The organism is Micromonospora sp. LZ37 (genome assembly GCF_059359015.1).
The window spans coordinates 219,797-239,924 of sequence record NZ_JCADBL010000007.1 but is presented as its reverse complement, the minus strand read 5'-3'; the positions used below and the strand labels follow the sequence as shown (position 1 = coordinate 239,924).

The following is a 20,128-nucleotide window of genomic DNA, read 5'->3' as shown; positions in this document are numbered from 1 at the left end:
CGGCTGGAGTCGGGGCGCGCGCCGGTACTACGGTGCGGGGGTGCCGCTGACGCCGGATCCCGTAGACCCAGCCCTGTCCCTGCTGTCCAGCCCGGACGGTCGACCGCTCGCCCGGCTGCGCCTGTGCGATGACGACGGCAGCCCGGTCGCCGCCGCGGTAACCCCCGTCGCGGGCGGCGACCGGGGGCGGGTGGCCGACCAGGCGCGCCGGGACCTCGCCGGGCACCGGCTGGAGACGGCGGACGACGCGCTGGTGGACGCCCTGGTCGGTGGCGGCCTCGCCCTGCGCCGGGCGGCGACCGAACTGCGGCACGATCTGTCCGGCCTGCCGGAGCCGGCGGAGCTGCCCGCCGGCTGGTCGCTCGCCGCCGCTGGCTGGGACGACGACCTGGCCGAGGGCCTGCCGGCGGCCTACGGGCCGGGGCATCCGGACGGTTCGTGGCAGCCGGGCGACACCGCGGAGATCCGCGCGATGTTCGCCGACGGCGACCCGGTGCCGCCGCTGCTCGCCGCCTCGGCGCGGCTGGTCGGCCCGGACGGGCGCAGCGCCGGCCACGTCCTCTGCGCCGGCCCGGTGCCGTGGACCACCGACGGGTGCGGCTGGATCCTCAACCTGGCGGTGGTGCCGACCGGGCAGGGCCGCGGGGCGGGGCGGGCGCTGCTGGGGCACGCCCTGCGCGGCACCCGGGCGGCGGGGCTTCCCTCGTTGGGTCTGGAGGTCACCGACGGCAATCCCGCGCGCCGCCTGTACGACGCCGCCGGGTTCCGGCCGGTGGGCCGGGTGCTCTCGGTGGACCTGCCGGCGCCCGCGACCACCGGCTGAGCGGTGCCCACGGGTACGGCGGACGCCCGCCGGACCGGTGGTCCGACGGGCGTCCGTCTTGTCGCAGTCGTGCCGCTGGGGTCAGTTCACGTTGAAGCGGTTGCGACGCCGCCAGGCGAAGGTGGTGAGCATCAGCACCATGCCGGCGCCGACCAGACCGCCACCGACCTTGAGCGGCGTGCCCATGTCGTCGCCGGTCACCGGCAGCTTGCCCCCGTCGTGCGGGGCCCGCTTCTTCTTGAGCACCGTGATGGTCGCGCTGGCGACCTTCCGGGACGTCAGTCCGGTGGCGGTGAAGGTGAGCTGGCCGACCACGGTCGGCCGGTACCGGACGGTGAACCGTCCGTTCTCGTCCGTCTGGACGGTGAACTCGCGCGGGGCCGGCTGCGGCGCGTAGGCGACCGCTGCCATCGCGACGGTGCTGCCGTCGCTGCGGCGCGCCGGCGCCTGCCCGGGTACCGAGGCCGCGAGGGGGGCCACGGTGACGACGATCCGCACGGTCTCGTTGGGACCGAAGCCGGTACCGGTGAGCAGCACGGACTGGCCGAGGAAGATCGTGGTCGGTTCGGCGATGAGTCTCGCCGGTCCCGGCACATAGTCCGGTGGTGGCTGTGGCACGCCGGGCCCTGGCTGTGGCACGCCGGGCGCTGGCTGCGGCTGCGCCGCCCCCGCCGCGGTCGGCGCCGCCACGACGGCCAGACCGACCGTGAGCGCCATGATGATGCGGGATAGCCGCATGGTGGTCTCCTCCTACTGGTTGCAGCTTGTTGCGGGAACTACTTGGGTGGTCCATGGGGTGGCGGTCGGAGTGAGCCGAAGCTCGGGCGTGCCGGCGCTGTTGCGGCCGGTCAGCAGGTCGACCTCGAGGGTGCGGGTCGCGCCGGGGCGTACCTCGACGTTGGCGAGGACGACCTGCCGGCGGCGCTCGACGCCGCTGCCCACCGGGGTGGGCTGGCCGTCGAGCCGGGCGGCGAGCACCGCGCCGCCGGTCGGGGTGTACACCGACACGAGGGTGCGAGCGGTGTACGGGTCACCGGCCTTGCCGAGCCCGAGCACGGACTCGCTGAGGCCGGACTTCGGGGCGGCGGAGTGCAGGGTGAACCGGAGCCGCAGCTCCCGGCGTCCGTCCTCGACGCAGTTGCCGACCGTGAGGGTCGCCGCCTGCCGGAGGTAGTAGCCGAGCTTGGCCCCACTGCCGTCGTTGAGGTACACGCCCACCGACGGCGCGCTCTCCTGGTCGGGGAGCGCTCCGGCGAGCCGGCTGTCGCCGAGCGTCTGCTGTTCCTCAGGTCGGGCACTCCAGAACAATATCCGCCGTTCACTGATAGAGCGGTCGAAAGCCGACAAAAGCGCCCTATGGTCGACATTCTTCGTGAGGAACGCGTCGAAGACCGCGGAGGCGGAGGCCGCGAAGAAGGCGTCCTGGCCGCCGCCGTCCAACTTCTGGTACGCGTCGCTGAGCAGCGTGCGCACGACCCGGTCGCCGGTCAGCGTGGTGCCGCCGGGCACCCGCACCGGACCGGTGGCCTGGAGCAGATAGGACAGCACGACCGGGTCGACGGCCAGCACCCCGTCGACCGTGCCGCCGGCGTTCCGGCGGTACATCTCGCGGTAGAGCTTCGCCGCGGTCGGGAAGTGCGGGGTCAGGTTGACGTCGGCGGGATACGTCCCGGGCAGGTCCGCCCAGAGGGCCCGCACCTCGGGATCGACCGGCAACGGCCGCTTGAGCATTCCGATCTGGGCGCTGGTGCCCTGCTTCTCCATCCGCACCCGACCGCCCTCGGCGTGGATCACCGCGTACGCGCCGAACATGCCGCCGGTGGCCCGCAGCTCGGCGAGGTTCTGCGAGACCAGCAGGTAGGTGCGGGGCCCGTCCGCGCCGAGCAGCGCGGGCAGCAGCTTCGCGCCCTTGTCGGCCGCGCCGGTGAGGCCGACCAGCCGATTGATCTCGGCCCGCAGGTCGGTCAGGGCGGTCCGGATCTGGTCGACCAGGTTCTCCGTCGGCACCGCGTCGAGGCTGGCCCGGGTCTGCCGGACGGCGGCGTCCGCCGCGGTCAGCTCCGCCGACACCGCCCGCAGCCGGGCCACGTCCAGGCGGCCCTGCGTGGGCAGCAGGGTGGCCAGGTCGGTCCGGAGCAGCGTGGGGAACGCCCGCCGGGCCAGGTCGTCGACCGCCACCGCGATCTGGCGCACCGCCCCGAGGTCGTCCCCCGCGTACGGGGTCCGCTGGCCCAGCCACCAGCCCGGATCGCCGGTGGCGTCCCGGGCGGCACCCGCCTGCTCCTGGAGCGCGGCCAGGGTGCGCTGGGCCCGGTCGAAGTCGCCGCCGACCACCTGCGCGCTGAGCTCCCGGGCGAGCCCGGCCGCGTTCAGCAGGTGGGCCCGCGCCTGCCAGCCTCGGAAGCCGACCCAGCCGGCCCCCGCCACCAGCAGCGCGCCGGCCACGAGACCGGCGAGCAGGGCCCGTCGGATCCGCGCCCGGCTCCGTCGCCGGGACCTGCGCCGGCCCCGCCGCGACACTCCGCTCTCCGTCACACCACTCTCCCGCTCAGAAACGGACAGAAATGACCATTCGTCGCTTTCTAGCATGAACAACGATGCTTGCGTCGGGAAATGACCCTCTGCGGCGGGTAAAGACCGGTCGCGAGCTTCGCTCGGCTCCTCAGCGAGGCTGAAGACGGCCGGTGGCCACCTCGCTCAGCATCTCCTCGATCCGGTCCACCCCCGCCCGCAGCGACATCTCCCGCAGGTACGCCTCGCGTCCCCGTCGCCCCATCTCGGAGCGGGCCGTTGCCGGGATCGTGGAGGCCAGCCAGAACCGGTCGGCCAGGGTGGCCCAGTCCTCGGGCGGGCAGGAGAGCCCCGCGCGCGCCCGCTCCACCAGCTCCACCGTGTCTCCGGCGGCCGAGGCGATCACCGGCGCGGCGCAGGAGAGCGCCGCCTGCAACTTGCCGGGCACGCTGCCCCGCAGCTCCGGCAGGTTGCGCAGCATCACCAGCTGGTAGTCGGCGGCGGCGTACAGGTCCGGCATCTCGACCGGGGACCGGCGCTCCACGAAGCGGACGTTCTCGGCGCGCAGCTCGGCGGCGAGCCCCCGCACCCGCCGCTCCTCCGCGCCCGACCCGACCAGCACCAGGTCCGTCCGGCCGTCCAGCGCCGCGGCCGCCCGAACCGCGGTCTCCAGGCCCTGCCGCACCCCGATCGTCCCGGCGTGCATGACCACGCACCGGTCGTCGCGGCGGATCAGCTGCCGCGCGGCACGGCTCGGCCGGACCGGCTGGAAGATCCGCTCGTCCGTCCAGTTGAGCACCGTGCGGACCCGGTCCGGGCCGACGCCGTCGGAGAGCACCCGTTCCTCCATGGACGGTGCGCTGACCGCCACCGCGTCGGCCTCGCGCAGCACGCGACGCATGGTGGTGGCGATCCGCCCCGGCCAGCCCCGCCGCTCGGCACCCTCACCGACGGCCTCCTCCTCCGTCCAGAGATCCTGCACGTGCAGGACGGTGGGCACCCGATTGAGCAGGCGGAGCAGGCCGGCGGTGGCGAAGGTGGTCGCCGGCAGCTGGAAGACGTAGAGCACGTCCACGTCGGCCAGGTAGCGGCGCCCGACCACCGCCGCGCTGCCGGCGAAGGATAGGTAGCTGGCCATCCGCGCCCCCGTGGAGCCGTCACCGCCGGCGTAGCGCGGCACCCGGCGTACGGAGAGCCGTTCACTGCGGGTCAGGTGCCGCCACCGCTGCCGCCAGCCCGGGTAGACGTGCCCGCCGGGGTAGTCGGGGAAGCCGGTCAGCACCCGGACCTCGTGCCCGCGCGCGGCCAGCTCCTCGGCGAGGCTGCCCGGGATGAACGCCGGTTCCGGCGGAAAGTGGTACGACAGGATGCCGATCCTCATCAGCGGGTCCCCGTCCGCCGGTTCGGCGCGGCACCGACGCGGCCCGGCCGTGCCGGCGCATAGGATGCCGGCATCCCCTCTGTGTCCGGCCGCGACCGCCGGAGAACGACCGCCGTCGCGGCGCCCCCTCCCGCGACCCCACCGACGAGAGGGACCGAGATGGCCGACGAGCTGCTCATCGTGTGCCACGCCAACATGTGCCGCTCACCGATGGCCGAGTACATCGTCCGGCGCCTGCTCGGCGACCGGCCGGTCACCGTGACCAGCGCCGGCACCCACGCCGTCGACGGCCGGCCGATGCACCCGTACGCGGCGGACGTCGTCGCCGACGGCGGGGCCGACCCCACCGGCTTCGTCAGCCGCGAGCTGCGGGCGGAACACCTCACCTCGGCCGCGCTGGTGCTGACCGCCACCCGCGCGCAGCGGTCCCGGTGCACCGCGCTCGCCCCGGCGGCGCTGCACCGGACGTTCACGCTGCGCCAGTTCGCGCGGCTCGCCGTGGCGGCCGACCCGCCGGAGCGGGTCGACACGCCACTGCGAGACGCGGTGCGGGCGGCCGCCCGCGCCCGGGGGCGGCTGCAACCGGCCACCCCCGACGCGGACGACCTGGGTGACCCCGTCGGCGGCACCCCGGCGGACTTCCGGCGCTGCGCCGAGGAGATCGAACGGTCGATGGGGTCGGTGCTGACGCTCATCGGGGCAGCCGGGTGAGTTCCTGCGTCCGATCCACCGTGCCGTTGACGCCGCCCGCGGCGGTACGCCGCTCCGACGGGGCCGCCCGGTCCGCCGGGACCGCGGGCGGGGTGGCGGTCGCGATCCGGTAGGCCTCGTACTGGTACGCGTCGGCCTTGGCCACCTTGGTCATGTTGAGCACGCAGCCGAGCAGGCGTACCGAGACCGAGTGCAGCGCGCGGGCCGCCGCGGCCACCTGCGTCCGCGAGGTCCGCCCCTGCTGGGTGACCAGGAGCGCGCCGTCGGCCTGCACCGCCACCACGACGCCGTCGGTGACGGCCAGCAGCGGCGCGGTGTCGATCACCACGATGTCGGCGGACTCGCGCAGCGCGAGCAGCAGGTCGGCCATCGCCTTCGAGCCGAGCAGCTCGCTCGGGTTCGGCGGGGTGGACCCGCTCGGCAGCACCAGCAGGGACTTGTCGCCCCAACGCTGCACCACGTCGCCGACCTGCACGTCGCCGACGAGCACGTCGGTCAGGCCCACGCCGCCGTCGAGGCCGAGGTAGTCGGCGACCTTCGGCCGCCGCAGGTCGGCGTCGACCAGCAGCACCCGCCAGCCGGCCTCGGCCAGGGCGATCGCCAGGTTGCAGGAGAGCGTGGTCTTGCCCTCGCCCTGCAGGGCGCTGGTGACCGCGATGGCCCGGGCCGGCTCGTGCACGTCCACGAAGCGCAGGTTGGTGCGCAGTTTGCGGACCGCCTCGGCGCGGGCGGAGGTCGCCGACTCGCCCACGATCAGCGGGGCCGACTTCGCCCCCGCCTCGAACGGGATCTCACCCAGCAGCGGGCTGCCGGTGACCCGTTGCAGGCCGGCGGCGTCGCGCAGCCGGACGTCGGCCACCCCGCGCAGCACGGCCAGCGCGGCGCCGAGCAGCAGCCCCACCAGGCCCCCGATGACCAGGTTGCGGGTGGGCTGCGGGGAGACCGGGCGGGAGGTGACCCGGGGGCCGCTGACCACCTCGATCTTGACCGGCGCCGACCGACCCTCGGCGGGCGTCTCGATCTTCTGCACCAGTTCGACGAAGTTGGCGGAGAGCGATTCGGTCACCCGCATCGCCCGGGTCTGGTCGGTGTCGGTGACGGTGGCCCGCAGCAGCACGGTGCCGGTCTCGGTGGAGGTGCTCACCCGGCGCTGGACCTCGTCGGCGGTCAGCCCGAGCGGGGCCTCGGCGACCACGCTCTGCGCAAGTCGGTCGCTGCGGAGCAGGTCGGCATACGACTTGACGCGTTGTTGGAGGAAGAGGCTGCCCTGGTACGCGTCGGTGACGCCCTGGCTCGGCGTGGTGACGAAGAACGTCACCGAGGCGTCGTACCGGGGCGGCGTGCGGACGGTGATCAGGGCCGCCGAACCGACCGCGACCATCAGCGTGACCAGGACGATCCACCAGTGTCGGCGGACCAGGCGCAGGCAGGTGCGAACGTCCATCACGCCCTCCGTTCCGGCGGGACAGCTAGCCGGTGAAACTGCACGAAATCCCCCTATACTCCGCAAACGACGTGTCAGGATCTATTCGTCGCGAGCTTGCCGTGAAGTGACTAAACGAATGTAGACGATCCGATCTCCCAAGAGCCCTGAATCCTCGCAATCAGGAACAAAAGCAGAGGACACCCATGGACCATGCAGCCCTCCCGGCCGATCCGGCGACACCTCGGCGTGACTGGGTCACCCGACGAGCGAAGACTCTGTCTCTGCTAACGCTCGACACCGGCGCCTGGTGCGCCGGATTTCTGATCGCCACCTGGGCCCGGTACGAATTCGGGCTCACCCCGATGCAGACCGCGGCGGCGCTGGGCACCGCGCTCGTCTGCGCGGTGGTGCACGCCGCGATCGAGCAGGTGCGCTCGACCGTGCGGGGTCGGCACCCGATCGGCAGCGTCGGCGAGGCCCGCAACCTGGCCGGCACCACGGTCCTCACGGCGATCGTGGCGCTGGTGGCGCTGGCACCGATGGCCGCCCGGCCGGTGCCGGCGAGCGTCCCGGTGACTGGCGGAGCCGTCGCCCTGGTGCTGATGGCCAGCGGGCGGGCCGCGTACCGGTGGCGCCGGGACCGCGACGACCGGCCGGTCCCCTCGGCGAACCGGACCCTGATCTACGGCGTGGACGCCGCGAGCGAACGCCTGGTCCGGGTGCTCACCGGTGATCGCGGGGGGAGCTACCTGCCGGTGGGTCTGCTCGACGACGACCCGGAGAAGCAGTGGCTGCGCCTGGAGGGGCTGCGGGTGCTCGGCGGCCGGGAGCAGCTCGAACAGGCGGTGCAGCGGACCCGCGCCACCACGGTGATCTTCTCGCTCAACAGCTCCGACCCCGAGCTGATGCGGGACGTGCGCCGCCGCACGCTGCGGGCCGGCGCCGCGTTCAAGGTGCTCCCCCCGGTCCGCGAGTTGCTGGACCGTCCGGTCGCCGCCACGGACGTACGCGACCTGCAGATCACCGACCTGCTCGGGCGGGCGCAGCGGGTGGCCGAGCTGGCCGTGGAGCGCAACGGCCTGGCCGGCCGGCGGGTCCTGGTGACCGGGGCGGGCGGCTCGATCGGCTCGGAGCTGTGCCGGCAGATCGCCCGCTGCGACCCGGGTGAGCTGATGATGCTGGACCGGGACGAGTCGGCCCTGCACGCGCTGCAGATGTCACTGCACGGCCGGGCTCTCCTGGACGGGCCGGAGCTGATCCTCGCCGACATCCGCGACGCCGAGGGCATCGCCCGGATCGTGGCCGACCGGCAGCCCGACGTGGTGTTCCACGCCGCCGCGCTGAAGCACCTGACGCTGCTGCAACGCCACCCGGGCGAGGCGATCAAGACCAACGTCCAGGGCACCCTCAACGTCCTCGAGGCATGCCGGGACGTCGCCGAGTTCGTCAACATCTCCACCGACAAGGCCGCCAACCCGGTCAGCGTGCTGGGCTACTCGAAGCGGATCACCGAGCGGCTGACCGCCCACTACGCCAGCCGGTTCGACGCGGCGTTCCTGAGCGTCCGCTTCGGCAACGTGCTCAGCAGCCGGGGCTCGGTGCTCACCGCGTTCCAGGCCCAGGTCGAGGCCGGGTTGCCGATCACCGTGACGCACCCGGACGTCACCCGGTACTTCATGACCGTGCAGGAGGCGGTCCACCTGGTGCTGCAGGCGGCCTCGATCGGCCGGGGCGGGGAGGCGCTGGTGCTGGACATGGGCGAGCCGGTGCGGATCGCCGACGTGGCCCGCCGGCTGGCCGCCGAGGCGTCCCACCCGACCGAGATCGTCTTCACCGGGCTACGCCCCGGCGAGAAGCTCCACGAGGACCTCTTCGGCGCCGACGAGGTGGACAGCCGGCCGCTGCACCCGCTCATCTCGCACGTCCGGGTGCCGTCGCTGGTCCCCGACGAGGCCCGCCTCCTCGACCCGTATGCCGACGCGGCGGAGCTGGTCAAGCGGTTGGCGGTCCTGTGCGAGGAGACTCCGGCCCGGTTGTCGGTGCTGCCCTCGCCGCGCTGACGGTCCCGATGGCGGCGGCGGACCCGAGGGGGTCCGCCGCCGCGGGCGTGCGGGGCTCAGTGCCGCCGCTCGACCGTGCGTTCCTCGTCGGTCTCCTCGGTCTCGTACAGCGCGTCGCTCAACGGCTCGGTGAGGTCGTCGCCGGGCACCGCCACCGCCTCGGCCCGGTCCTGCTCGTCCGCCCGGCCGCCCGCCGGGGGCTCGGGCGCCGTGGCACCGCCGGCGAAGCCGAACTCGTTGGGCTCGTCATGCCTGCTCATGGGGTCATCCTCCCGCTATCTGCCGTTTCGCGCCTTACCGCTGACGGTAGGTCGTGATCGTCTTACCCGCAGAGGCCCCGCCATAGTCGGCGGCAGGCCGGACCCGCCGGCGGACAGGCTGACCCAGAGCAGTTGGCGCAGCGCGATGACCGCCGCGGCGCCGGCCAGCGCGGTCCAGCTCCGCCCGGCACCCAACTGGAGCAGGCCGGCGGCGATCAGCAGGTCCAGCAGCACCCGCAGCGCCGTACGCCCGCGGCCGCCCGTGGCCAGCACGACGGCCCCGGACAGCAGCGCCAGCGCGGCCACGGCGGCGGCGAGAGCACCGCTCACCCGTCCGTGCCAGCGCGCTCGGCACGAACCTGGCGCTGCTCGTGTTCGATCTCCCGGCGGAGGAAGAAGTTCAGCGCGGTCCGGATGGCGGCGATGGCCGCGAGCTGCCCGATCTGGTCGAAGGTCGGGGAGACCGCGGTCCGCAGGATGTCCGCGGCGAGCTGGAACTCCAGCCCGAGGGCGAGGAAGCGGCCGAGGGAGAGCCGGATCGGGGTGAACACGGCGGCGCTGCGGTGCCGCAACCCCTCGGTCACGAACCGCAGCGCCGCCCAGAGCGCGCCGACGAAGATGATCAGCGCGCCGACGATCTCGACCAGGGCGACCGCCACCTGGACGCCCTGGTGCAACAGCTCTTCCCACCTCACCCCGGGGCGTTACCCCACGCCGGCGGCGCTAGTCGGCGCGGGGCGTCACCGGTCGACGCCGGTGGCTCAGAGCTCGCCGACCGCCTCGAGGATCAGCCAGAGCCCGCAGATGGCGAAGAGCACCGCGGCGCCGTACCGGATGGTCCGCTCCGGCAGGTGCCGGCCCAGCATCCGGCCCACCAGGATGGCGAGGGCGTCGGCGGCCACCATGCCCAGCGTGGAACCGAGCCAGGTGCCGAACCAGCCGTACTTGGTGGCCAGCGTGATGGTGGCCAGCATGGTCTTGTCGCCCAGCTCGGCGAGGAAGAACGCCACGCCCACCGCGACGACGGCCGACTTGCCGGTCTTCTCCGCCTTGCGCCTCTCCTCCTCGGTGAGCTTGTCCCCGCGCAGGGTCCACGCGCCGAAGCCGAGGAACGCCAGACCCGCGATCAGCGAGATCCAGCCGGTGGGCAGGGCCGCGTTGAGGCCGTAGCCGATCGCCACCGAGGCCAGGTGCACGATCGCGGTCGCGACGGTGATCCCGATCAGCACCGGCACCGGCTTGAAGCGGGTGGCGAAGGTGAGCGCCATGAGCTGGGACTTGTCCCCCAGCTCGGCGACGAAGATGACACCGAAGCTGATCACCAGCGCGGCGAGAAACCCGTCCATGGAAACCTTTCCCGATCATGCCGGGAGGAGGTACAGGGGCGCCCTCGACCCGGCTGTGACAGCCAGAGTCGAAGGTCTCGCCCGCCTCACCATCGGTGGGGCCGCGTGGCCGGATGCGGAACGCACCAGTGTGTCGACCACGACATTGGGGGCTACTCCCCTTCGCACCGGCCAGCCTAGCCCACCGGGCCACGGCTGCCGGCCGGGGGTGGAGAGGCTCACCCGTGGCGCGGGCCCGCGGATCGGGGCCGCCGGGTCACTCGGCCCGGGCCAGCGTCACCCCGAACAGGTCGTCGGCATCGGTCCAGAACCGCTGCCCCGCGAAGCCGGCCGCCGCCAGCTCCGCGGCGAGGCCCTCCCGGCGGAACTTCGCCGAGACCTCGGTACGCAGCTCCTCACCGGCGGCGAAGTCGACCTGAAGGTCCAGCACCCGGACCCGCATCGGCCGCTCGGCGCGCAACCGCATCTCGATCCACTCCCGCTCCGGGTCCCAGCGCGCCACATGGGTGAACGCCTCCGGGTCGAAGTCCGCGCCCAGCTCCCGGTTGATCACCCGCAGCACGTTGCGGTTGAACTCGGCGGTCACCCCGGCCGCGTCGTCGTACGCCGGCACGATGACCCTGGGATCCTTGACCAGGTCGGTGCCGATCAGCAGCCAGTCCCCCGCCTCCAACGCCGCGCGCATGGCGGTCAGGAACGCGGCGCGCTCGGCCGGCAGCAGGTTGCCGATGGTGCCGCCGAGGAAGACCACCAGGCGCCGACCACCGGTGGGGAGCCGATCGAGCTGAGAAGTGAAGTCGCCGACGATCCCCCGTACCCGCAGCCCCGGGTAGTCGGCCGCGATCCGCGCGGTGGACTGGCGCAGCGCGCTGACCGACACGTCCAGCGGCACGAACGTGCCGAGGCCGCCGCGCCGGGTGAACGCGTCCAGCAGCAGGCGGGTCTTCTCCGACGAGCCGGAGCCCAGCTCAATCAGCGTCTTGGCGCCGGTCAGCTCGGCGATGTCCGCCGCCCGCCCGGCCAGCACGGCGCGCTCGGCGCGGGTCGGGTAGTACTCCGGCAGCCGGGTGATCTCCTCGAACAGCTCGCTGCCGCGGGCGTCGTAGAACCACTTCGGCGGCAGCCACTTCGGGTCGGCGGTCAGCCCGACCCGCACGTCCTCCCGCAGCCCGCGCCCCAGGTCCTGCTCCTCGAGGTAGATCTCCAGTGGCTCCGCGCTCATCAGGTGTCCCTTCCGTTGGGCGTGCGTCCCTGACTCCCCTTGCGAGACCTTCTCCGGCCTCACGCTCCCGCCAGGGCGCGCGTGCGCACCCCGGCCGGCGTGGCGACCACCAGCTGCCCGTCCGGCACCTCTCGCCAGCCGGGGTCGTCGTCCAGCGGCTCCGAGGCCAGCAGCACCGCGTCCGCGGTGTCCCGCACCGACAGCGCGTGGCCGACGGCGGTGGCCACCACGCTGCGCCCGTCGGTCAGCAGCAGGTTCAGCCGGGCGCCGGGGGCCGCCTTGGCCACCTCGGTCACCGTCTGCCCGACCGCGTCGGCGGGGTCGGCGCCGGTCCGCAGGCGGTGCCGGACCAGCGCCCACAGCAGCGCCGAGTCCGTCGGGGCGTCGAGGGTGAGCAGGTCCCGCACGGGCAGCCCGGCGGCGAGCGGGACCAGCGGGTCCGGCCAGCCGGGGACCACCCCGTTGTGGCTGAACAGCCACCGCCCCTCGGCGAACGGTGCCGCCGCGGTCTCCGAGACCGGCATGCCCACGGTGGCGGAGCGGACGGCGGCCAGCACCGCGCCGCTGGTGGTCACGTCCGCGAGTTGCGGCAGGGCGGTGTCGCCCCAGATCGGGGTGCCCCGGCGGTAGCGCAGCGGCGCCCCGTCCTCCCGAGGTGTCGGGGTGCCGGGGATCGGCCCGGAGGCCGGGTCGGGTGCGGCGGGGTACCAGCCGACACCGAAGCCGTCCGCGTTGATCGTGCCACCGGCACGCATGTCCCGGGGCGCCCAGGACTGTCGCACCAGGGAGTGCGGCGGGTCGTACAGCAGGGCGCGCAGGGGCACCGGCGACCCGAGATAGGCCAGGTGGCGGCACATCAGGCGGCGCCCCGGGTCATCCGTGCGCCTCCTCGGGCCGGGCGTCGCGGGCGCAGCGGAAACCGCTGAAGATCTGCCGCCGGATCGGGTAGTCCCAGTTGCGGAAGGTGCCCCGGCAGGCGGCCCGGTCGGTGCCGAACGAACCGCCGCGCAGCACCCGATGATCGTCGCCGAAGAAGACCTCTGAGTACTCCCGGTAGGGGAAGGCGGCGAAGCCGGGATACCCGCGGAAGGGCGTCGACGTCCACTCCCAGACGTCACCGATGAGCTGGTGCACGCCCAGCGGCGAGGCGCCGTCCGGGTACGCCCCGACCGGGGCCGGCCACAGGTGCCGCTGCCCCAGGTTGGCGTGCTCGACGGTCGGCTCGTCGTCGCCCCACGGGTAGCGGCGGGACCGGCCGGTCGCCGGGTCCCACCGGGCCGCCTTTTCCCACTCCGCCTCGGTGGGCAGCCGGCGGCCCGCCCACGCCGCGAAGGCCTCCGCCTCGAAGAAACAGACGTGCACCACCGGTTCGTCGTCGCGTACCGGCGACCACCGGCCGAACCGCCGGTAGGCCCAGCCGTCGCCGTCACGGGTCCAGTGCATCGGCGCGGTCAGGCCCGCCTCGGTGCGGTGCCGCCAACCGGCGTCGCTCCACCAGCGCGGGTCGTCGTAGCCGCCGTCGGCGATGAACTCCCGGTACCGGCCATTGGTGACCGGCGCCGCGTCGATCACGTACGCCGGCAGGTCGACGGTGTGCGCGGGTCGCTCGTTGTCCAGCGCCCACGGCTCGGTGGAGGTGCCCATGGTGAACGGGCCGGCCGGCACCAGCACCTCACCGGCGACCCGGACCCTCGGCCCCGGCGGTGCCGGCGCGTCCAGCGCGGCGGGACCGGAGCGCAACTGGTGGGTGGCGAGCATCGTCTCGTCGTGCTGCTGCTCGTGCTGCACGATCATGCCGAAGGCGAAGCCGTCGGCCAGCAGCGGACGGTCGGTGAACGGCACCCGGTCGAGCAGGTCGTGGACCTTGTCCCGGACCGTGGCGAGGTAGGCGCGCGCCTCCCCGGGCGGTAGCAGCGGCAGCGCGGGGCGGTCCTTGCGGGGCTGCTTGAACGCGTCGTACAGGTCGTCGATGTCGTGCCGGACGGGCTCGCGGCCACCCACGTCGCGGACCAGCCAGAGCTCCTCCTGGTTGCCCACGTGGGCGAGGTCCCAGACCAGCGGCGACATGATCGGCGAGTGCTGGCGCATCAGGTCGTCGTCGTCCACCGCCCCGGTCAGCAGCGCGGTACGGGCCCGGGTCCGTTCCAGCTCCGCCGCGATCCGGCTGCGCAACTGCTCGGCGCCCAGCTGTTCGGTGGTCGTACCGGTCACCGGTGTCCCCTCTCCGCGGCGGTGCGCCGCCGCCGGATTCCTCGGTTCGTCTCGTCGTGCATGCCGGCCGGCAGGTCCAGCTCGGGCAGCGCGGTCAGGGCCAGGTCGAGCAGCGCCGCGGCGGCCGTGGCCAGCGGCGGGTCGGCCAGGCCGTACCGGGCCGCCGCGTGCCACCGGTCGGCCACCGGCGCGGCGATGGCCCGGGCCGCGCGCGCCGTCTCCGGCCGCCGCAGCAGCGCGGTCAGCACGGCCAGCGGGAGGGTCCAGTCCCGGCCGGGCTGCGCGTCCAGGTAGCGCACCTCCAGGTAGCCCCGGGGTCGCACCGGTGGGAAGAGCGTGCTGACGTGGTAGTCGAGGTCGTCCGTGGTGGGTGGGCGGGGCAGCGCGCCGTCGAGCCAGTCGGCGAAGGTGACCCCGGGCGGCGGCGTCCAGTCCGGACCGTCGTGCCGCAGGCAGAGCAGCGGTGCGGCGAGGACGTAGCGCGTCCAGGCCGCGACCGGGTCCTCGTCGGGACGGTACGGCGACCAGACCGGCCCGGTGCGGGCCGGGTCGATGCTGAGCCAGGCGGCCATCCGGGCGGACGCCCAGCGGGTCCGCCGGCCGGCGTGCCGGTCGGCGGTGGCGAACGCGGCGACCAGGGGCGGGCCGACCGCGTGCACCGCCGTCCAGCGGTCGGCCAGTTCGGCGGGCTCCCCGACGTCGAGGCAGACCTGCAGGCCGGCGGTGCTGTACATCATGGTCCGGCCGGCCGGTCCGCGCCGGTCGAAGACGCATCGCATGGCGCGGTAGCGGGGGGTCTCGACCACCGGACGGGGCGGACGCCACGGGTCGATGCCGGTGCGGCCCAGCACCAGCCCGGCACGGTCGAGCAGGGCACCCACCTCGGCGATGTCGGCCTCGGTGGCCTGGATCAAGGCGGCGACGGACGGTCGCGGCGGGGTGGAGACCTCCACCTGCCCGCCCGGCTCCACGGTCACGCTGCTGCCGTGCCGGAGCGGTGCTGCGGGGCTGGTGTCGTCGAGGGTGACGGGGCTGTGCGGCCCCAGCGCCGCCCGCAACCGCTCCCGGTCCACCGGTCGAGCGGGGTCGGCGGCGTCGTGCACGGTCCATTCCAGTTCGACGCCGGTGAGGACCGGTGGACCGGTCTTGAAGCAGATCCGGGCGAGATGGCCCGCGGCGGCCGACTCCTCCCGCAGCACGGTCGTCCGGTCCAACTCCGGCGACGTCACCACGAGTGGTCCCCCTCCCGACGCTGGGATCCGGCCCGGCGCACCGCGCCGTCGGCCGTCACCGGCGAATTCGCGGTCAACCCATCTTCTGTCTAACAGATGGAATCCGCAGACCCGGGCGGGAAGAAGTTTCTGTGAAGGGTTTTCGACTACTTTTTCTTCTTGCTGGGCTTGGCGTCGGGCGTGGGAGCGGGAGAGCTCGGGGCGGCCTGCGGGTCGGAGGAGGCGGCGGGTGCCGGCTCCGTCAGCAACTCCCGGCAGTACGCCTCCACCCGCTCCGCGCCGCCCGCCGCCGCCACCAGGTCAGCGAACCCGGGGGTCCGCAGCGCCTTCTCCCGGTTCCGCGGTGATTTGGCCAGGTACGCCCGGCACTTACCGGACAGCTTGCCGTTCGAGGACGGCTTGCCCGGCTTGCTCGGCTTGCCCGGCTTGCCACCTTCGGCGGGCCCGCCCTGGGTGGTCGTGGGCGAGGGGACGGCGCCGGGCGTGCCGGAGGGGGCACCGGAGGTCGACCCGCCGGAGGAGGGCGTCGGCCGGTCGGGGGTGGTCGGCGCGGGTACCGAGGGGCGGGGCGGGCGCTCCGGCTCGGCCGGGCGGTCGAGGGTGACGGCGGCGAAGGCGGCGCCGGCGGTGGCGGTGGCGGCGATCCCGGCGATCCAGGCCACGACGCCGGTGGTGAGCCCGCGACGTCGTCCGGGCGGGGCGACCGGTGCGACCGCGCCCGACGCGCGGGCGGCCCGGAACGCGGCCAGCGCCGCCTGCTCACCGGCCAGCTCCCCGGGACGGGGCGGGGCGGCGGCCGCGGAGAGCAGCTGGGCGAGGGGGTCGGCGGCGCCGGCCGGGGTCGCGCCGGCGCGGGCCGCGTCGAGCAGCCGCTCGGACTCGGCCCGGTCGCCAGGCCGGTCGGACCGGCGGAAGTTCATCCCGTTTCCCTTCACGTCAGCCGTCCGCCGGTTCGGTCCGCGGCCCACTCGACCCCTGCCGTCCGCCTCGGGGCCGGGGCGGGGCGGGGCGGGGCTCGCCGTCGGACGCCGGGGAGAGGTCCCGGCGTTCCAACAACCCGGCCAGCCGCCGCAGACCCCGGTGGGCGGCGGTCCGGACGGCGCCGGGGCGTCGCCCGAGCACCCGCCCGGCGGTCTCGGCGTCCAGCCCGATCACCGCCCGCAGCAGCACCGCCTCCGCTTCCCGCGGCGGCAGGGTCGCGATCAACGCCAACGCCGCCTCGGTGCCGATGGTCTCACCCGCCCGCTCCTCGGTGTCGGCGTCCCCGGCCAGCTCGCTGAGGGCCTGGACAGGTACCGGCAGCGACGGCCGGCGGCGCTGGCGGCGCAGGTGGTCCATGGCCCGGTTGCGGGCGATGGTGACGGTCCACGCGCGGAACTCCCCACCGGTGAAGCTGGGCAGGTCCCGCGAAACCTGCAACCACGTCTCGGAGGCGACGTCCTCGGCATCGGCGCCGACCAGGGCGGTGAGATAGCGCAGCAGGCCGGGCTGGAGGCTGCGGTAGAGGAAGCGGAACGCCTCCTCGTCGCCGGCCTGCGCCGCGGCGACCGCCTCGGTCAGCTCACCGGTCATGGATCCGCCGTTCTCGCTGTCCGACCTGGGCCCACGCCGTCTGGGCACGCGGGAAGCGCCTCCGGCCCGGCAGCCGGACCTCTTCGCGCACCATCAGCCCCCCGCTGACCCGATCGCGCCCGTACCGAACGCCCGGGCGGCAATGACTGGACCTTCTCGCCGCGACAGTACGGCGGTCCGCGTGGCGCCGCATCTACACCAGGGGCCGGCCCGAGTCGGGCTAACCGTAGGAGCGGATGCGCTAAGGGACAAGCCGACCAGGTGCCGGGAAAGAGTGAGAAATATCTACCATAGATTGCGGCGGGTCGCTGTAACGAGGGGCGCGAGGCGGACGCTCCGCCCGTCGGTCTCGGCCACGACGGGCCGGTTCGCCCAGCTTACGGGCGGCCCGACCGCACAGGGTGACAGGCCGTCTCCGTACCGTCACCGAGGCCGGGCGGCCGGCGGCCCGCAGCCGGCGGTCACGGGGAGATCGGGATGAGCCGTCGCCGACGGCTCTGGGTACGGTATCCGGGTGTTGTCATCGGAGATCGTGCTCAGCGGTCGCTACCGGCTGGACGAACGTGTCGCCACCGGCGGCATGGGCGACGTCTGGCGCGCCACCGACCTGGTCCTCGGCCGCCAGGTCGCGGTGAAGGTGCTGCTGCCCGCGCTGGTCTCCGACCCCGACTTCATCGCCCGGTTCCGCGCCGAGGCCCGGATCATGGCCGCCCTGCGCAACCCGGGCATCGTGCAGGTCTTCGACTGCGGCGAGGACCAGCTTCCCGACGGCGACCGGGCCGACTACCTGGTGATGGAGTTCGTCGAGGGTGAGCCGCTGTCCCGGCGGATCGAGGCGGCCGGCCACCTGGACGTGACCGAGACCCTGTCGGTCGTCGCGCAGGCGGCCCAGGCCCTGCACGCGGCGCACGCCGGCGGCATCGTGCACCGCGACGTCAAGCCGAGCAACCTGCTGGTCCAGGCGGACGGCACGGTCGTGCTGGTCGACTTCGGGGTGGCCCGGTCGACGAACGTGACGAGCATCACCAGCACCAACGCCGTTCCCGGCACGGCGCTCTACATGGCGCCGGAGCAGGCGTCCGGGCGGCCGGTCTCCGCGGCGACGGACATCTACGCCCTCGGTGCGGTCGCCTACTGCTGCCTCACCGGCGGCCCGCCGTTCACCGGCGACAACCCGTTGCAGGTCGCCGTCCGGCACCTCGACGACGAGCCGCCGGAGCTGCCCGCCGAGATCCCGGCGGCGGTCCGGGCCCTGGTGAGCCGGGCGCTGGCGAAGGACCCGGCGGACCGGTTCGCCACCGGCGCGGAGATGGCCGCGGCCGCCCGGGCCGCCCTCGGCGACGGCGGAGCGACCACCGCGCTCGTGCCGCCGGCACTGCGCGGCGCGGCGGCGCACGGCACCACCCGCGACGACCTGCCGGTGGCCCCGGCGGCCACGGTCGCGCCGGTCCGGCGGGGCAGCCGCCGCGGCTCCCTGGCGGGCGCCGCCGCGGCGGTGCTGGTGGCGCTCGGCGCGCTCGGGGCCGCGCTGGGCGCGGCCGGTCAGCCCGACGACGGCCGGGCCCCCAACATCAGGAGCACCGCTCCGTCCACCGCGCCCAGCGGCGCGGCAGTGGCCCCGGCGGGGACCGAGGAGGCCGGCGACGACCACCCGGGCCGGCCGGACCGGACCGGGAAGCCGGGCACCCGGCCCTCGGCCACGCCGTCGGCGTCGGTGTCGCCGGCGCCGACCGGCCCGGTCCAGCCGTCGCCGATCACGACGCCGACCGCCACCCCGTCGCAGACCCCGCCGACCACCCCGTCGACGCCGGCCAACCCGCCGCCGACCACCCCGTCGACGCCGGCCAACCCGGTGCCGACCACCGAGTCGACCCCACCCGAACCGCCCACGAACAACAACTGACCGCGACGCCGACGCGACGCTCCGATAACGCGAAAACGGACTTTAAGTCCAATAAGCCCTCTAGGCTCCCCTCAAGGCACTTCCTTCTGCCCACGGGAGCCCGGGTGAACGCAGAGAAACTCGTCGTGATCGGTCAGGGGTATGTCGGCCTGCCCCTGGCCATGCGCGCCGTCGAGGCGGGTCTGGACGTGGTGGGGCTCGACGTCGACTCCGACCGGGTCAAGCGTCTCGCCTCCGGTGAGTCGTTCGTCGAGGACATCCCCGCCGACCGGCTCGGCCGGGCGCTGGGCAGCGGCCGGTACCGGCCGAGCACGGAGTACGCCGACGCCGAGGGCTTCGACATCTGCGTCATCACCGTGCCCACCCCGCTGCGCGACGGCACCCCGGACCTGAGCTACGTGGAGCAGGCCGGCCACGGCATCGCGCGGTACCTGCGGCCCGGCTGCACGGTGGTGCTGGAGTCGACCACCTACCCGGGTACGACGGAGGACCTGCTCCGCCCGCTGCTCGAGGCGGAGAGCGGGCTGCGCAGCCCCGGCGACTTCCACCTCGGCTACAGCCCCGAGCGGATCGACCCGGGCAACCCGACCTGGCGGCTGGAGAACACTCCGAAGGTCGTCTCCGGGGTGGACCCGACGTCGCTGCGACGGGTGGACGACTTCTACCGCCGGCTGGTGGAGCGGACCGTGCCGGTGGACTCCACCCGGGTGGCCGAGCTGACCAAGCTGATCGAGAACACCTTCCGCCAGGTCAACATCGCGCTGATCAACGAGCTGGCGGTGGTCTCGCACCATCTGGGCATCGACGTGTGGCAGGCCATCGACGCCGCCGCGTCCAAGCCCTTCGGGTTCATGCCGTTCCGGCCCGGGCCGGGCGTGGGCGGGCACTGCCTGCCGATCGACCCGTGCTACCTGTCCTGGCAGGTGCGGCGCACCCTCGGGCGGCAGTTCCGGTTCATCGAGCTGGCCGACGACATCAACCACCAGATGCCCGAGCACGTCGCCCAGCGGGTGATGGCCGGCCTCAACCGGGCCGGCCGCTCGGCCAACGGGGCCCGGCTGCTGCTGCTCGGCCTGGCGTACAAGAGGAACACCGGGGACCTGCGGGACTCCCCCGCCGTGGACGTGGCCCAGCGGCTGCTCGCCCTGGGCGCCGAGGTCCGCGCCGTCGAGCCGTACGCCGAGCCGCAGCACATCCCCGGCGGGGTGACCGTGGTCGACCTCACCGAGCAGGAGGTCACGGCGGCCGACGCGGTGGTGGTGGTGACCGACCACGACAGCTTCGACTACGAGCTGGTCACCCGGCACGCCCGGTACGTCTTCGACGCCCGCGACCGGTGTCGGGGCCCGGTGGTGGAGCGGCTCTGACGGACGCGGCCCGCACCGGCCCACGCCGATCCGGACGGGGCACCGGCCGGGTCGGAGACGCGGTACTGTCCTCCGGTTTCCCGATCACCGTGGAACGGAGCGG

19 protein-coding genes are annotated in these 20,128 nt (G+C 74.3%); 5 read left to right on the top strand and 14 right to left on the bottom strand.

All coding sequences use genetic code 11. From position 1 onward, the window contains the following. The first annotated feature begins 40 nt into the window (after positions 1 to 40). Positions 41 to 823 carry a GNAT family N-acetyltransferase gene (locus AC5L3Z_RS16985; RefSeq protein WP_494843114.1) on the top strand — a complete coding sequence of 261 codons (783 nt, stop codon included), beginning with the start codon at positions 41 to 43 and terminating at the stop codon, positions 821 to 823. 81 nt (positions 824 to 904) lie between these two features. Here the strand turns inward: AC5L3Z_RS16985 and AC5L3Z_RS16980 are convergent, their stop codons facing one another. From AC5L3Z_RS16980 to AC5L3Z_RS16970, 3 genes are all read right to left on the bottom strand, one after another. Then, entirely contained in the window at positions 905 to 1,561 is a 657-nt protein-coding gene (locus AC5L3Z_RS16980) for a hypothetical protein (RefSeq protein ID WP_494843112.1), read from the bottom strand. 12 nt (positions 1,562 to 1,573) lie between these two features. Continuing rightward, complete coding sequence (locus AC5L3Z_RS16975) at positions 1,574 to 3,358, bottom strand: DUF4012 domain-containing protein (protein WP_494843110.1); 1,785 nt, start codon at positions 3,356 to 3,358, stop codon at positions 1,574 to 1,576. Between the two features lie 127 nt (positions 3,359 to 3,485). Beyond that, a complete protein-coding gene (locus AC5L3Z_RS16970; RefSeq protein ID WP_494843108.1) occupies positions 3,486 to 4,715 on the bottom strand; it encodes a glycosyltransferase family 4 protein in 1,230 nt (409 codons plus the stop codon). A gap of 159 nt (positions 4,716 to 4,874) precedes the next feature. Here AC5L3Z_RS16970 and AC5L3Z_RS16965 point away from each other — a divergent pair, with 159 nt between their 5' ends. Next, positions 4,875 to 5,426 carry an arsenate reductase/protein-tyrosine-phosphatase family protein gene (locus AC5L3Z_RS16965; RefSeq protein ID WP_494843106.1) on the top strand — a complete coding sequence of 184 codons (552 nt, stop codon included), beginning with the start codon at positions 4,875 to 4,877 and terminating at the stop codon, positions 5,424 to 5,426. Here AC5L3Z_RS16965 and AC5L3Z_RS16960 read toward each other — a convergent pair. Next, positions 5,407 to 6,870, bottom strand: a complete 1,464-nt coding sequence (locus AC5L3Z_RS16960; RefSeq protein WP_494843104.1) for a tyrosine-protein kinase domain-containing protein — start codon at positions 6,868 to 6,870, stop codon at positions 5,407 to 5,409. The two genes, AC5L3Z_RS16965 and AC5L3Z_RS16960, sit on opposite strands and share 20 nt — an antisense overlap. Before the next feature lie 185 nt (positions 6,871 to 7,055). Between AC5L3Z_RS16960 and AC5L3Z_RS16955 the strand changes: the two genes are divergently transcribed. Beyond that, the gene (locus AC5L3Z_RS16955; protein ID WP_494843103.1) at positions 7,056 to 8,912 is read left to right on the top strand and encodes a polysaccharide biosynthesis protein; all 1,857 of its coding nucleotides are present in this window, start codon (positions 7,056 to 7,058) and stop codon (positions 8,910 to 8,912) included. A gap of 56 nt (positions 8,913 to 8,968) precedes the next feature. Here the strand turns inward: AC5L3Z_RS16955 and AC5L3Z_RS16950 are convergent, their stop codons facing one another. From AC5L3Z_RS16950 to AC5L3Z_RS16905, 10 genes are all read right to left on the bottom strand, one after another. Continuing rightward, positions 8,969 to 9,172 (bottom strand): hypothetical protein, encoded by a 204-nt coding sequence (locus AC5L3Z_RS16950; RefSeq protein WP_494843101.1) that lies wholly within the window; start codon positions 9,170 to 9,172, stop codon positions 8,969 to 8,971. A gap of 15 nt (positions 9,173 to 9,187) precedes the next feature. Beyond that, positions 9,188 to 9,502: a hypothetical protein gene (locus AC5L3Z_RS16945; protein ID WP_494843100.1), complete on the bottom strand. Its 315-nt coding sequence runs from the start codon at positions 9,500 to 9,502 to the stop codon at positions 9,188 to 9,190. Next, positions 9,499 to 9,867 (bottom strand): DUF1622 domain-containing protein, encoded by a 369-nt coding sequence (locus AC5L3Z_RS16940; protein WP_494843098.1) that lies wholly within the window; start codon positions 9,865 to 9,867, stop codon positions 9,499 to 9,501. Before AC5L3Z_RS16940 ends, AC5L3Z_RS16945 begins: the two co-directional genes overlap by 4 nt. 66 nt (positions 9,868 to 9,933) lie before the next feature. Then, a complete protein-coding gene (locus AC5L3Z_RS16935; RefSeq protein WP_494843097.1) occupies positions 9,934 to 10,518 on the bottom strand; it encodes a TMEM165/GDT1 family protein in 585 nt (194 codons plus the stop codon). A 256-nt stretch (positions 10,519 to 10,774) separates the two neighbouring features. After that, positions 10,775 to 11,740 carry an L-histidine N(alpha)-methyltransferase gene (gene egtD, locus AC5L3Z_RS16930; protein ID WP_494843096.1) on the bottom strand — a complete coding sequence of 322 codons (966 nt, stop codon included), beginning with the start codon at positions 11,738 to 11,740 and terminating at the stop codon, positions 10,775 to 10,777. A 59-nt stretch (positions 11,741 to 11,799) separates the two neighbouring features. After that, on the bottom strand, positions 11,800 to 12,597 hold the full coding sequence (gene egtC, locus AC5L3Z_RS16925) for an ergothioneine biosynthesis protein EgtC (protein ID WP_494843094.1): 798 nt from the start codon (positions 12,595 to 12,597) through the stop codon (positions 11,800 to 11,802). A gap of 16 nt (positions 12,598 to 12,613) precedes the next feature. Beyond that, on the bottom strand, positions 12,614 to 13,951 hold the full coding sequence (egtB, locus tag AC5L3Z_RS16920; RefSeq protein ID WP_494843092.1) for an ergothioneine biosynthesis protein EgtB: 1,338 nt from the start codon (positions 13,949 to 13,951) through the stop codon (positions 12,614 to 12,616). Then, positions 13,948 to 15,183: an ergothioneine biosynthesis glutamate--cysteine ligase EgtA gene (egtA, locus tag AC5L3Z_RS16915; protein WP_494843090.1), complete on the bottom strand. Its 1,236-nt coding sequence runs from the start codon at positions 15,181 to 15,183 to the stop codon at positions 13,948 to 13,950. The genes egtB and egtA overlap by 4 nt, the downstream gene beginning before the upstream one ends. 146 nt (positions 15,184 to 15,329) lie before the next feature. Next, positions 15,330 to 16,103: a hypothetical protein gene (locus AC5L3Z_RS16910; RefSeq protein ID WP_494843088.1), complete on the bottom strand. Its 774-nt coding sequence runs from the start codon at positions 16,101 to 16,103 to the stop codon at positions 15,330 to 15,332. A gap of 16 nt (positions 16,104 to 16,119) precedes the next feature. After that, the gene (locus tag AC5L3Z_RS16905; RefSeq protein ID WP_494843086.1) at positions 16,120 to 16,755 is read right to left on the bottom strand and encodes an RNA polymerase sigma factor; all 636 of its coding nucleotides are present in this window, start codon (positions 16,753 to 16,755) and stop codon (positions 16,120 to 16,122) included. A 514-nt stretch (positions 16,756 to 17,269) separates the two neighbouring features. Between AC5L3Z_RS16905 and AC5L3Z_RS16900 the strand changes: the two genes are divergently transcribed. Both AC5L3Z_RS16900 and AC5L3Z_RS16895 read left to right on the top strand, forming a co-directional pair. After that, positions 17,270 to 18,658 carry a serine/threonine-protein kinase gene (locus tag AC5L3Z_RS16900; protein ID WP_494843084.1) on the top strand — a complete coding sequence of 463 codons (1,389 nt, stop codon included), beginning with the start codon at positions 17,270 to 17,272 and terminating at the stop codon, positions 18,656 to 18,658. Between the two features lie 104 nt (positions 18,659 to 18,762). Then, complete coding sequence (locus AC5L3Z_RS16895; protein WP_494843083.1) at positions 18,763 to 20,025, top strand: nucleotide sugar dehydrogenase; 1,263 nt, start codon at positions 18,763 to 18,765, stop codon at positions 20,023 to 20,025. The last annotated feature ends 103 nt before the right edge of the window (positions 20,026 to 20,128 follow it).

Excerpts from the sequence above, each read along its gene's own strand:
- AC5L3Z_RS16980 (WP_494843112.1), bottom strand. The coding sequence starts at position 1,561 with ATGCGGCTATCCCGCATCATCATGGCGCTCACGGTCGGTCTGGCCGTC.
- AC5L3Z_RS16970 (WP_494843108.1), bottom strand. The coding sequence starts at position 4,715 with ATGAGGATCGGCATCCTGTCGTACCACTTTCCGCCGGAACCGGCGTTC.
- AC5L3Z_RS16965 (WP_494843106.1), top strand. The coding sequence starts at position 4,875 with ATGGCCGACGAGCTGCTCATCGTGTGCCACGCCAACATGTGCCGCTCA.
- AC5L3Z_RS16960 (WP_494843104.1), bottom strand. The coding sequence starts at position 6,870 with ATGGACGTTCGCACCTGCCTGCGCCTGGTCCGCCGACACTGGTGGATC.
- AC5L3Z_RS16955 (WP_494843103.1), top strand. The coding sequence starts at position 7,056 with ATGGACCATGCAGCCCTCCCGGCCGATCCGGCGACACCTCGGCGTGAC.
- AC5L3Z_RS16950 (WP_494843101.1), bottom strand. The coding sequence starts at position 9,172 with ATGAGCAGGCATGACGAGCCCAACGAGTTCGGCTTCGCCGGCGGTGCC.
- AC5L3Z_RS16935 (WP_494843097.1), bottom strand. The coding sequence starts at position 10,518 with ATGGACGGGTTTCTCGCCGCGCTGGTGATCAGCTTCGGTGTCATCTTC.
- egtD (WP_494843096.1), bottom strand. The coding sequence starts at position 11,740 with ATGAGCGCGGAGCCACTGGAGATCTACCTCGAGGAGCAGGACCTGGGG.
- egtC (WP_494843094.1), bottom strand. The coding sequence starts at position 12,597 with ATGTGCCGCCACCTGGCCTATCTCGGGTCGCCGGTGCCCCTGCGCGCC.
- AC5L3Z_RS16910 (WP_494843088.1), bottom strand. The coding sequence starts at position 16,103 with ATGAACTTCCGCCGGTCCGACCGGCCTGGCGACCGGGCCGAGTCCGAG.
- AC5L3Z_RS16905 (WP_494843086.1), bottom strand. The coding sequence starts at position 16,755 with ATGACCGGTGAGCTGACCGAGGCGGTCGCCGCGGCGCAGGCCGGCGAC.